We start from the raw sequence: 13,675 nt of genomic DNA, 5'->3' as shown, positions 1-13,675 counted from the left end.
CGAGTATTGGCCCCACACTGAAGTGGCGTCTGCCGACGCCCCGCCTCATGAAAAACGTAACAATCATCAAAGCTTATTAGGTTTCAGCATCCTGCGCAGTCAGCTACAATTATCGCGTCGACGGCCGCATCGATATCGTCGTCAGACAGAAACGGCGCCTGCGCATAGATAATCGTCGGCTCGCCGCTCAGGCGGGCGGCGAGGTGCCCTAGCCCTAGCAGCTGTTCCGCACCCTTCACCCCCAACGCGATCTCAGAAGTGCCGACACTCGCCACCTTGAGGATCAGTCGGTTGCCAAGATTGTCGCGCAATTGCATTGGCATAACATTGGCGTCGGGTCGCTGCGCGGCAAAGATGAGATGCATGCCCGCCGCGCGCGCCTTCACGCCAAGACGCGAGACATTCGACGTCACTGCCGCCTTATAGTCCTCGGTCAGCATCCATTCGGCGAACTCGTCGTGGACGAGGAACACATAGGGCAGGCGCTCATTGGCGTTAACCTTGGTGTTGAACGATCGAATGTCGCGCGCGCCGTGCGCACGGAACACCTCGTAGCGCCGCTCCATTTCGTCGACGAGCCCTTCCATCACCTCTACCGCGCGGGCTTGGTCGATGATCACGCCGCCCTGCAGATGCGGCAGGCGTTCGACGGCTGCATAGTCGACGCCCATTTTGGGGTCGATCAGGTAGATGTGCGCAAGATTGCTCGGGTTGGTCGCGGCGATGTCGAGCAACAATGATTGGATAAGCACCGACTTGCCTGAGCCCGTCGCACCAGCAACGAGCGTGTGCGGCTCATGCTGCTGTCCGCCGGCAAAAGGTCCCCCAAGGTTGAGATACAGTATCTCCCCGTCGAGCTCCTTGAGCCCGAGGACAAACGACGTGTTCACCCCCGCTGCATTTCGATTGATCTCGCGCCGACCCCAAACATCCCAGAGCGATACCAGCTGGCGTTGCGGGCGGGCGACGCCAACCACGATCTCACCGGGCAGTGGCGAGACTGAGATCAACCTCAGCCCATGGGTCGTCAACAAAGCTGACTGGCGCGCTTCGATATCTTCGACACGCAGCCGGTCCGACCCCATGAAGCGGATTAAGGCTGCGTTGGGCGTCAGACGTGTTGCCGTGATCTTGGCCTGCAGGTTGTAGCCAAGAAGTGCCGAGCGCAGCTTCTGCGCGGTCGCCTCAAGCCAAGTTTGGGCCTCGGCCGACTCTTCATGCGCCGCCTCGGCACGTGAATGGATCAGCGCTTCGACCCCTGTGCCGGCGACCGGTATCGCTGGCTGAGACGGCTCGCGCGTGGCAATCACTGGTGTTGTCGGCGCCGGCGGGGTCGCGGTAGGTTCCGCAGCGGCCACGGGAGGGGCGGCCACCGGACCGGCTGCGAGTGGCTCACTCCTTGCCCCGGCTGATTGCTGAGCATCCGGATCCGTCGGCGCATCGCCTGGAGCCTCGGCATGCGCCGAAGTTCCATCAGCCGCGCCCCCGCCTCCGGATTTCTTGGGTGCCGGCTCCTCAGTAGCGATGCCGCCCTCGGGGTCGCCTTCATCATCATCTTCGTCATAGTCATGGACGATCTGCTTGCTCGCTGGCACGCTAGCGTCGCTCACCTCGATGGTCTTGGTCCACTCGACCCGGGGCGCGGGGTTCTGGAACTCGGGTGTGTCCCAGTTATGGTTCTGCCCGAGCCCAGCGCGGATTGCGCCGAGCGGCGTGCCGGCTTCATAGGCTTTGAGCAGCTGACGAAGGCCCTCGCGCGTGAAGGTTTCCTGCAGGCCTCCTTTGATGCCCGTTAGTAATTCCTGATCTCCGTGCGAGCTACCATCTCCGGCGGGGCCAGAGATGAAGATATGCGAATAGCCGCGCAGATCGATCGGTACCGCACCACGCCGGATGCCATCGCGAACTCGTTCGAGCAGATTGGGTTGGCCAAGCGCCGCCGTCCCGTCGAGCAGCAGGTCGGCTATACGCGACAGCCAAAGATCGCGGTCGAGACGACCAGGATCGCCAAACAAGGCGTCGTCGATCCGCGCCACCGTTTGCCGCAGCTGGCTGCGTGACTTTCGACAAGCTTCGGCCGCGCCCGACTGGTCGACATACTTGGCTTCGGTAACGATCGCGCGAAGCTGCGGCTTGCCTGCGGAATCGGTCGAGAGGCTCAGGCCAAGAATATCGGCAATGCCCTCCTCTTTTTGGCCAAGCCATTCAGCATAGTCGTCGAGCAAGAACCAGGCGACTGCCGCTGCGCCACCCATTTCTTCGGCGATCAGGGCGCGGCTCAATACGAGACCGAACAGCTCGCCGGCTGATACCCCGCGTTTGGCAGCGCGCAGGACGATGTCGCCGGAAATGGCGTTTGCATCTTCAATCATGCGCTTCGCAAGCACTGCCAGCTTGGCATCGTCGAGTCCGAGCGAAAGCTCTGTCAGACGGCGCAGCACCAGGACATGCAAGATACGCAGCTCCGATGTCGAGGAGACGACCATATTCCGGCCATGCGTCCGCTGACGTCGGTAACGGATAACGTTGATGCCTTGTGCGGCGAGCTGACGTTTATCGAGTAAATCGTCGTAGGTCGCGACCCATTCGGCGAGCCCATGCACTTCCTCGAACATCGCCTTGAGGCCGCCGTCTTGGAACGAGATCTGACGTGCGGGCAGATAATGCTCGTTGGGCGCATGGGACTGGCGCCGGACGATATTTGCTACGGCGTCGACATAGGCCCAGCCTGCATCGGGCTGGCGTGGACAAGTGAGATAGCTTGTGGCCTTGAGCTCGTCCTCCGAGGTGACGCGGCGGTAGGACCATCGCGCCGGAACATGCTCGAGCAAACTTGGATTATCGCTAATCGCCGGCACCGGAAACCATTGCTCGCGCGCCTGGCGTGACACGACATCGTGCAAGAAAGCGACATCGATCTCGCGAGTTCCACTGCTGCCTGTCGTTCCGTTGTCCAGCATAACGCCAATGCGCAGCTTTGACATGAAGTTGCGTGAGGTCTCACTCACCACCACCGCATCGGGATCGCCTTCTGAGCGCTCCAGCAGCTCAGTGTAAACGCGTGAGAGACGCGAGCGATCGCGGTGACGCACTAGAACATTGCAATGCATCTCGTCCTGATCCTGGACAGAGCCCAGCGCATTGACGGTGGCGAGAGGCAGTCCTGCCGCATCACAGTTGAACAGCATGATACTGAGGTTCGAGCGCTCGTGTGGCTGCAAATCGAGATATCGTTCCAGCAAGCTGCGGATCTGCCTCGCGGCTTCGGCCGGGTCGACATCGGTGGTGGCTTCTGATGGGTCGCGCACTGGACGCTCGACCAAGCTATAGTCGTTCACAGTGCTAGTTTCAGCCAACAAGATCGCTTCGCCAGCGTCATCGCCGACCGCGATCTCAGGGAAGAGCGGATGGGCGAGCTCGTCGCGCAGGTCGGAGAAAAACAAGCGAGGATCGCCGAAGTTCACATCAACATCGGAGAGGAGATAGTCTGCAAGGCCTGCAACCGACCGCATCTTCGACGCACTCGCAGCAAGCCGGAGCGGGTGCCACGGCGCAACAATCGCCGACGGTCCTCCACCTAGTACGCGGACGGTGCCGATGCTTAGAAGCGGCTCCCACAAGTCACGACGATTGAGGTCGCCAACAGCATGCACGAGTAACGCGCCAAGCAATGCACCATAAGCGTCAGCCTGTGCAATCAACGTGCCCGAGGCATAGCCGGAACTTTGCAGTGCGGTGAGCGCCTCACCATAGAGTTTCGCAAAATGCGTCCAAGCGGCCTCGATCGCCGTGAAGCCGACGACATCGATTCGCCCGGCATCTTTTGCCGCCTTCAGCGTTTTGGGGAAAAGCTTGGCGATATCATCGCCGGCGTTAGTGCGCGGGACCAAGGTGCCCGAATCCTGGCCGAAGGCAGGCTGCAAGGTGCCGACATCGGATAGCGACACGGCCTGCAGCGCGCCTTTCCGACTGACCGGTAGACGCGAGACATGGCTGCGTACGAAGGGGCGCTTAAGCAATCGCCCGATGTCCTTCGGTAGTTCGAGCCCGATCACACCTGGCTGGCCCGACCACACGAGCTGTACGGTCGCGCGTTCACTACCGACGTACAAGGCGGTGTCGAATTTAATCTGGATCGCGCCCCGCGCGGTAGACTCGTTTCGGCGATATTTCTTCTGACGCGCCTTGGCGCGGTCAAGCAACTCTTCATAGGCGAAGAGGTACGGTACATCCCACTCGACTGCGGGGCCGATCAAATCCTTGAAGCCGCGATAGCGTAGGCCGAAGGACAGCCCGACATCGGCGTTGAGATCGAGGAACTGGTTGCGTGTGCGCCGCGAAGACTTGATCACCAGCTTGCGCGATCCGCCAACAAGATTAACCTGTCCGAACAGGCGTTCGATAGCGCGTAGCAGACCTTCAAGGAAATCCGTACATTCAATCGGGCGGCCGAAAATGAACCGTTCCCATTTGACGCGCAGCGCCTTGTCTTGTCCGAGGTCGTCGCGATGGGCCTCGAAGAAGTCGCGGTCGTCGTCGCGAGTTTCCTTGAGAGAGCGAGTCTTGAGGGTCGTGAGATAGTCTAGATCGGTCGCGGTCAACCTGTCAGGCAGCGTAAAATCGAAGAAGTTTATCGTTTCCTGAGCGAATGACGTCTTCTTGAGCTTGATGCCCGAGAAGAGTTGGAGAACGCTCTGCCCTTCCCATTCGAAGCTCGCCAGCGCTTCGGCCTCAGGTCCCCAACCGGGCGCAGTATCGACAAAGGCATGGATTGCTGGATGGACTTCGGCTGGGATGTCCTCACGCACCTCGTCGAACTGGCTGCGAAGTTCCTCGCTCTCGATTATCTGCCGATTGGGGCGCTGTTTGACCAGCAGCGGTTTGCGATCGGAGACGAGCTTCTCAAACAGCTTTTTCCAGCGCCGGGGCTGCTCGCGATCCTTGTCGCCGAGCCCCATAAAATAGCCGCTGTCGCGCGGCAAACGCAGCGCCGGCAGTGCCCACCCCAAGGCTGCTGCAACTGGAACCGCCTCTGTATCGATTCGCTCTCGCGTCATCGCTACATAGGTGCCAATTTGATGCAGCGTCCAATCATCAGCGCTGTTCAAACCCTTTAACGCTGCCTTCCATCCTTCGATCTGGCCTTCGCTCAAGCCCAAACCAGCTGCAGCGGCATCGACCCAAGGACCGGACTCCTCGGTGAGTTGCTTGGCCCCAATCAATGTCACGTCACCAAGCGATGCGCCCTGATCGTCGTCGGTGTTCGCCAGAAGCATCGCGGGCTGGTTACAAGCCGAGTTGCGGACGCGCACGGTACGTTCGTCGGTGATGACCGTCTCGGGCAACCCAAACGGTCCAACAAGATCGCGTGGTAGGGCAATCATCAGCTTACTCGCGGTCGCAGGGTCGGCGAGCAACGCGCGTGTGATCGCAGCAACTTGTTCACCGGTCAGCCGGTCGAGCAAATAGCGCGCGAGTTCATCGTCAGGCGTTAAAGCCTCGAGGCGAAAGCGGATGGAGGTCGCGCCAGCGGCACCAATCAGGTCTGACGGGGTCACGCGGCTACGTCTCGCTGGAAGGGGTTCTCTACATAGGCGCAACTATCCGAGAGCCGTTTCAGGAGACCGAGGCTGGCGAGCCGCTCTTCCAAGCGATGGGCGTTGTCTGAAAAATCCTCTTGGTCGGCAGTACCAGAATCAATGAATTGGCGCGCCTGAGCGTCGCCGATTACAAAGCCGTAGCGCTCGTTAATGCGCACTAGAAAATCCTTGAATTCGAGGCGTTCACTTACACAGGCGATCACCAAAGTCTTGAGCAACCGGTCGGTCGGGGCATAGCGGACCCGGCGGCTCGAGCGGCGTGAAGATAATCCGATAGCGCGGGCCCAGGTCATATGAATCTTGCCAACATGTTGTTTGTGGCGAACGGTTGCACGCCCGACGAGTTCATCGACAAAGGCCTGCGGATCAGCAGAGAGTTGGTCGTCATCGCCATCGGGCCACCCAAATTCGCGCTTCAATATGTCGATGGTATTGAGCGTAGGGTCATCCGACGCCAGCGCTTCGGTCCAGGCATCGGTCTCGATAACTCGCCGCACGAAGCGCTCGATGGCTTGCTGAGGCAGCATGTTGTTATGCTGATAGCTATCGGCCGAGAGATCGCGCACCACCGATTTGCGCGGCGAAACGATCTCACACACTAGGCTGATTGGCGGCCGATCGAGCAATTCGCGGGCGCGGTCGAGCTGGTACAATATGAGGTTCAGGCCGGTCATTGTGACCAGATGCGGTATCGCGTCGTGCGCCGGGATCGGAAGCCTCAGGATCGCCAGCCAGTCAGCGGCTAGCCGGTCGAAGATCGGATGGCTCGAGCAGGGCAGGTAAGCGCCGGCGCGTTCTTGCTTCGCAAGCTGCCGCTCACCCTGCAGCGCATGCGCCATGCTGTCGTAGGGTGCAGGGCTTTCGAGAAAGCGACTGACCAGCAAACCACGCAGGGCGTCGGCATGCTGGCTCCGGCTCAGCATCAAATAAAGCAGTTCGCCGGATCGCGCAAAAAAGCGCCGATCGTTCGAGACGCTACCGCTCGGCTTGACGTTCACATCCTCGTACAACGCGTGCGGGCCGAACGGAAAAACAAACTTCGAACTCCAGCGCTTGTTGCTCGTCCCTTCTATCGCCGAGCCTTGAAGAAAGCTCAGTACGGAGGCAAAATCGTCGAAATTCTCGAACCGGTCGCGCAGATATGCGAAGTCCGGCCTCTCGATACCGCCAGCACTTTCAGCCATTCTTTCGAGCCACATTGCCCAAGCTGCCTCGTCCGATCGAGCCTCGGCGCGAACAGTCATGATGTGCGGGTTGTTGAAGACGAGATTGCGCAGTCGCAGTTGCAGCTGCGGTTTGTATGAAAGGCTGTTGAGGCGCTCCTCCTTGAGCGCCCGGCCCTCGCGATGTTCGGCGAGCAAAACCGTCATAAATTCGAGGAAAATTAGCCAGGGCGCCTGCTCATCGTGCAAGCGGTGACCCCAAATAGCTTCATCGATCCAGAATGCCGGGCCGGAGCGGTCCTCGAACTCGGTCGGACGGGCCAAAATTTCCATTGTCATACCCGTACGATCACCCGGCGCGGCTGGGCGCGTCCATTGGAATTGAGTTCAATAAAGCGCAGGACCAGCTCGCCGTCAGGCGATTCCTCCTCGCCGTCGAGCTTGCGGCGGTTTTCGGTCTCACGCAGAAGGCGCGCCTTGAAAGCCAGCAGATCCTCATGGCATTCGAGCGAGAAACTGCTCGGAAGTGCGCCTTCGGCAACACGACCTAAAAATTCGAAGCGTGTCGGAGACAAGGGCAGAAACACTGGGGCGATCTCGCTGCCTCTGACGAGTTTAACCGAAACGCCGAAGCCATCGGCTTGATCGGCCACAATGCTGACTTCTTCTCCGCCCGACCGCGGGACCGAAATAAGTTCGTCAAGAAGCGGGCTACGCTTCGACTGCGAGTAGCTGCCCGAAGTCGCCAGCACGAGCTCGTCTTGGTTTTGCACGAGCATCCCGGTAAAAATGCGATTGAGACCGCGCACTACCATATTGAGCGCTTCCCGTGGCACAGCCTGCCGCGCCGCAATGTTCTCGGCGACCGCAAGATAGAGGCCAGCGTAGCGGAAGACGGTTAGGTCCCAGAGATCATAGTCGGCCGCTTTGGTATCCGGCAAAGTGAAGAATAAACGCTGTCGCTGCGCTCGAAGCACCCCCAGAAAGCCTGACCTGTCGCCATCATCGGCACCTTCGAGGTAGTTGCGCTGAGCTGTCGCGTAAGCAGGCGTAGCGCCGTAGACCGAATCGTTGAGCACCAGCGCGGCGTAGTCGGCAGCGTAGGCAGGGTCATCGGCCCCATAGACAAGGAGATTGTCGACACGGTTGCTCGTCTCGACACCAATGCCAAAGGCGTTAAGCTTGCGGAACAGCTCAGTCTTCTCAGCCTTGCTGGGTTTCAAGTTCTCACCAAAGACATTGCGGTAAATACTAGCAAGATCGGACTTACCGGACGCCTGTATCGTCGTAACATCGTTGCAGCTCATCAAGCCATCGCGTGCGTCGGGATGTCCGAGGATCGCATTGGCGACCAGCGCAAGCAATTGCCGCACCGGGAAATGGCTACCATTGCGCTCGCTCAGTTCGATCAATTCCGTCAGTCTGCGCTTGAATGGATCGTCCTGATCGTCACCGATCAGCCGACGGCGGTTCTCGAAGATCGGGCATGACCCGTCGCCGTTGGCGTTGCAGCTATCGCAACCTACCCAATCCTCATGCCCGGTTACCTCATTGATAATTGCCATTGCCATGTCGGCGGCCGGCGATCTGCTGAGATCGGTCAGATCGAGTGCTATGCCCTCATCGGCGCTGACGTTGGTCACTAGCAGGTCTTCGACCACCTTGCCGACCCGCGTCACCTCCGGTGTAGATGGTGCGGATTTGAGTTTCTCGAGCAACTGCCCGTGGTTGGCTGCGAACAGGTAGAAAGTCTGAGACGCCGGATTCGCGACGTCGCGTGCAAACTCGACGATCAGTTCATCGCTTTCATCGTCGCGCAGCTCGCTCAAATCCTTGACGATTACGAGCGTTCGTTTCCCTATTGCCAGACGTTGAATCTTGTCGCCTTGGTTCCAGGCAGTAATATCTCCGCCGAGTTCGGTCCACACCTCCCGGCAATGATATGTTTTCCCATCGCCGGCGGTGCCTGTGATAATGTGGGATACGGGCGTATCGCCCTTGAACATCGCAACGAGTTCTTCACGAAGGGGCGCCGGCAACGTAATCGGACGGATCTTGTGGCGTCGCAGAGCCCGCTGGATCGACTCGTCGTACATATTGTCGTTGGTCGGTATCGGTCCGTAGTTCCGAAGGAAACGTACCCATGCCGCAGTTTTTGGATTCGCCGACAAGCCTTGCCCCTAAGTTTCCGTAATAGCCACACTCTGTGCGAATCGCACAACAACGATCGCAACTTAGCGCCGGTAATGGGTTACTACCGATAACATTGTAATTCTGGAAACAATCAGTGCGCCATCATTCTAAAAATACCCCGCGCCTGGAGGATGGCTGAACGCTCGGCGAGCTTTTGCACGCTCGTCAAAACCTGAAAAAGTCTTCTATCGGGAGCGGTAGCTGCTCAGTCCGGCGATCGCCTCCAATGGCTACAGCCACCGGCAACGAGGCGGTAGCCAAATTCCAAGGCAGAGTCTTGCCGGGAGCGGGCGAACCGCCCGGGTTTGAGAGAGAGCGTCCGGGCGTGATCCGCCCTTTCTGCTCTCCCGGAGATCCCACCAATGGCCCATATCCTAACGGACGCAGCGCTTGGCGCTGCGCCGCGCGCATCGCATTGCGCATTTGATGAGCGTGCGCGTGCGCTGCTAGCCGCAGCCACCTCGCTTCTACCCCTGCTCGAAACCGGGCAGCTTCTTGAATCCGCCTGTTTGCGCGATGCTATGACGACAGCCTTTGGCGGCACCGACGCTGAAGGCGCATGGGACTGGAAGAGCGCCTACGATGCCTGTGAGGTTGCACAGATCCTGTTCCTGCGCCGCTTTGGCCCAGCAATCTTGTCACGCAGTGGGTCCCAATCTCGCTCCCTTGCGCTGATTGAGCGGGTATCGGCTCTCATACCGACCCACACCCGGCGCTCTGAAACCAGCCAGGCCTTGCAACAATATTCGACGCCTGCGGGCCTTTCGTTCGTGGGCTCTGTCGCCGCTTCAATTGGCGCTGGTGAAACAGTGCTCGAACCTTCTGCTGGCACAGGCATGCTGGCGATCCAGGCCGAACTCGCCGGCGCGCGGCTTGTGCTCAATGAGCTTGCTGAAGGCCGGGCAGCGTTGCTGTCGCACTTGTTTTCGGACGTGGTCGTTAGTGGGCATGACGCCGCGTCGATTAATGATCGTTTGCCCGCTGCGGTCCGCCCGAGCGTCATCCTGATGAACCCGCCATTTTCGGCTGTCGCGCATGTTGAGCGGACGATGAAGGACGCCGCGCTTCGCCACATCGCTTCCGCCCTCGCCCGGCTCGAACATGGGGGCCGGCTAGTGGTCATTACCGGCGCTGGCTGTTCGCCTGATGCTCCAGCATGGCGCGATGCTTTCATCCAATTGCAGGGTGCCGGACGTGTGGTCTTCACCGCCGCCATCGATGGCAAGGTCTATCGCAAGCACGGCACGACGATCGACACCCGGTTGACGGTTATCGACAAGCTCCCCGCTTCCGATCCCGCTATCTTCGTTCCGAGTTCCGGAACTGCTTCAGATACCGCGACCTTGCTCAAATGGGTCGAAGCGCAGGTGCCGCCGCGCGGACCGATTGCCCCATTGCCCGGTGCAGGACTGCATTGCGCTTCTTCGCCGTCGCCCGTGAGCTGCGCGGTTGCTCGGACTGCCCCGGTCAATCTCGTGGTCGATGCCGATGCGCCGGAACTCACCTATTCGACTGCTGACTGGGCTCCGCCCGAGGGGCAACTCGGTGACAGCATCTACGAACGATATGGACTTCAATCGGTCGTCATTCCCGGCGCATTGCCGCACCCGACGCCGCTGGTTCAATCCGCGTCGATGGCCTCGGTGGCCCCGCCCAAACCAACCTATGGTCCGCACTTGCCCGAGCACCTGGTGCGTGACGGCGTGTTGTCCGACGCGCAGCTGGAATCCGTCATCTACGCTGGCGAGGCCCATTCCGGGCACCTGGCAGGGGCATGGACCGTTGACGACACATGGGATCTCGTCTCGGCGGCGGCTGAGGAGAACGATGCTGCCATCAGTTTCCGCCGGGGCTGGTTTCTGGGTGACGGCACGGGCGCGGGCAAAGGCCGTCAGGTCGCAGGCATCATCCTCGACAACTGGCTCAAAGGTCGCCGCCGTTCGCTCTGGGTCTCGGTATCAGACCGTCTGCTTGAGGATGCTCAACGCGACTGGTCGGCTTTGGGGCAGGAACGACTGCTGGTGACACCCTTGTCGCGCTACCGTCAGGGCACGCCCATCAAGCTGGCGGAAGGCATCTTGTTCACGACCTATGCGACCCTGCGTTCGCAGGAGCGCGGCGGCAAGGCGAGCCGGGTCCAGCAGATCGTTGAATGGCTTGGCCGGGACTTTGACGGGGTCATCATCTTTGATGAGGCGCACGCCATGGCCAATGCCGCGGGCGGCAAGGGCGCGCGCGGCGATGTCTCAGCTTCGCAGCAGGGCCGGGCGGGCCTGCGATTGCAACATGCCCTGCCCAATGCCCGCATCGTCTATGTCTCGGCCACCGGTGCCACGACGGTGCAAAACCTCGCTTATGCTCAGCGGCTCGGGCTGTGGGGCGGCGAAGACTTCCCTTTCGCCTCCCGGACAGATTTTGTGGCCGCGATTGAGGATGGAGGCGTTGCAGCCATGGAGGTGCTGGCCCGCGATCTGAAGGGGCTTGGCCTTTACGCTGCCCGTTCATTGTCATTCAATGGTGTCGAATATGACCTGCTCGAGCACCAACTGAACCCTGAGCAGGTACGGATTTACGATTCCTATGCCGGGGCATTTCAGGTCATTCACGCCCATCTCGATGCGGCGCTCGAAGCATCCGGCGTCACCAGTGCCTCCCATGGGACATTGAACGCCCAGGCCCGGTCGGCAGCGCGATCCGCGTTCGAGAGCGCCAAGCAGCGTTTCTTCAACCACCTGATCACCGCGATGCAGACGCCTAGCACCATTCAGGCGATGCAGCGTGATCTTGAGGCTGGCCATGCCTGTGTCGTGCAGATCGTTTCGACGGGCGAAGCGCTGCAGGAGCGCCGTCTTGCCGAAATCCCGACCGACGAATGGGATGACGTTTCCGTAGACATCACACCGCGTGAATATGTTCTGGACTACCTCGCGCACAGCTTCCCGGTGCAGCTCTATGAGCCTTTCACCGACAGCGAGGGCAATCTCGCCTCGCGTCCTGCTTTCGATGCCGACGGCAATCCCATCCTCAACCGCGAAGCCTGCCGTGCCCGCGATGCGATGCTTGAGCGGCTTGCCGCATTGCCGCCTGTGCCAGGTGCGCTTGACCAGATTGTCCAGCATTTCGGGAGCGATGCGGTTGCCGAGGTGACCGGACGTTCCCGTCGCGTTGTGCCCCGCGCCAACAGCGACGGTTCGGTGCGCTTCGCCGTCGAAAACCGACCAGCCTCTGCCAACATCGCTGAAACCCATGCGTTCATGGATGACAAGAAACACATCCTCGTCTTCTCCGAGGCTGGCGGCACTGGGCGATCCTATCATGCCGACTTGGGCGTGAAGAACCAGCGCCGCCGCGTCCACTATCTGCTCGAAGCAGGCTGGAAGGCCGATACCGCCATTCAGGGCTTCGGTCGCACCAACCGCACCAATCAGAAGCAGCCACCGCTGTTTCGCCCGGTATCGACCGATGTGAAGGCGCAGAAGCGCTTCATTTCGACCATCGCTAGGCGGCTCGACAGTCTGGGGGCGATCACGCGCGGCCAGCGGCAAACCGGCGGCCAGAACATGTTCAGCGCCAGCGACAATCTGGAATCCTTCTATGCCCGCGATGCCCTGCGTCAGCTTTACCAATTGCTGGTGCGCGGCAAGATCGATGGCTGTTCGCTCGGGCAATTTGAAACGGCCACCGGCCTTTCGCTGCTCGATAGTGACGGCGGGCTCAAGGACGAACTTCCGCCCATCACGACCTTCCTCAATCGGATGCTGGCGCTCACCATTTCCATGCAGAACATCCTGTTCGAAGCTTTCGAGGGTCTGCTGACGGCCCGGGTCGAAGGCGCAATCGCCAGCGGCACCTATGAAATGGGCCTCGAAACCCTGCGCGCCGAGAGCTTCTCGGTCTCTGACCGCAAGACGATCTACACCCATCCCGGCACCGGTGCGGTGACCCACCTCCTGACCATTGAGCGCCAAGACCGGATCGAACCGGTTATGCTCGAGCGGGCGCTGGCCATGGCAGAGGATCGCGATGCTGAACTGGTGATCAACAGCCGGTCAGGACGTGCTGCAGTCAAATTGCGGGCGCGCGGTCTGATTGACGATGATGGCGGCATTCACCCGCGCATCCGCCTCGTCAGACCTTTGGAGGCGACCAATATTCTCGCTGAGGTGTTCGCGACCAGTCACTGGGAGCCGGTGGACCGTGAGCGGTTCAGCGAAGTCTGGCAGGCCGAACTTGCCGAGTTGCCCGAGTTCGAAACCTCGACCCTGCACATGGTTTCTGGCCTGTTGTTGCCGATCTGGCGGCGTCTCCCCAATGAATCGACCCGCGTCTACCGCCTCCAAACCGATGCTGGCGAGCGCGTCATCGGCCGCAAGGTTTCGCCTGCCTGGGTTGCCACGGTGACCGAGCAGGACACGGCGTCCGTCCTGCCCGCCGATGCATGGGCGATGCTGTGTGCCGGAGATGCCAAGCTGCATCTGGCCGAAGACCAGACGCTCGCCCGGGTCCGGGCCATGAATGACTGGCGGATTGAACTGACCGGCTTCAACGATCTTGGTATTGAGCGACTGAAGGCAATGGGCTTGATCTCCGAGATCGTCTCGTGGAAACTCAAGCTCTACATACCGACAGGGGCTGTCGGGGTGGATGTGCTCGCCAAGCTGCTGGACCGGTTTCCGATCCAGCGGATTGCGGCACGCAAAGCCGCCTGAAGGAGCCCCG

General features: G+C 60.4%; 4 protein-coding genes. 1 reads left to right on the top strand and 3 read right to left on the bottom strand.

Translation table 11 applies throughout. The features are described 5' to 3' along the window. Positions 1-83: 83 nt before the first annotated feature. The 3 genes from ACRANW_RS01945 to ACRANW_RS01935 form a co-directional block, all read right to left on the bottom strand. On the bottom strand, positions 84-5,465 hold the full coding sequence (locus ACRANW_RS01945) for an FtsK/SpoIIIE domain-containing protein (RefSeq protein ID WP_479432891.1): 5,382 nt from the start codon (positions 5,463-5,465) through the stop codon (positions 84-86). Positions 5,466-5,554: 89 nt separating this feature from the next. After that, positions 5,555-7,102, bottom strand: a complete 1,548-nt coding sequence (locus tag ACRANW_RS01940; RefSeq protein WP_479432890.1) for a methylation-associated defense system protein MAD7 family protein — start codon at positions 7,100-7,102, stop codon at positions 5,555-5,557. Beyond that, complete coding sequence (locus ACRANW_RS01935) at positions 7,099-8,934, bottom strand: hypothetical protein (protein ID WP_479432889.1); 1,836 nt, start codon at positions 8,932-8,934, stop codon at positions 7,099-7,101. The genes ACRANW_RS01940 and ACRANW_RS01935 overlap by 4 nt, the downstream gene beginning before the upstream one ends. Before the next feature lie 384 nt (positions 8,935-9,318). On the opposite strand from ACRANW_RS01935, the gene ACRANW_RS01930 reads away from it, so the two are divergent. Next, positions 9,319-13,665, top strand: a complete 4,347-nt coding sequence (locus ACRANW_RS01930) for a strawberry notch-like NTP hydrolase domain-containing protein (RefSeq protein ID WP_479432888.1) — start codon at positions 9,319-9,321, stop codon at positions 13,663-13,665. The last annotated feature ends 10 nt before the right edge of the window (positions 13,666-13,675 follow it).

The organism is Erythrobacter sp. 'gip.4 top 5' (genome assembly GCF_056495765.1).
The sequence above is the reverse complement of the archived record's forward strand: the minus strand, read 5'-3'. Positions and strand labels throughout refer to the sequence as shown.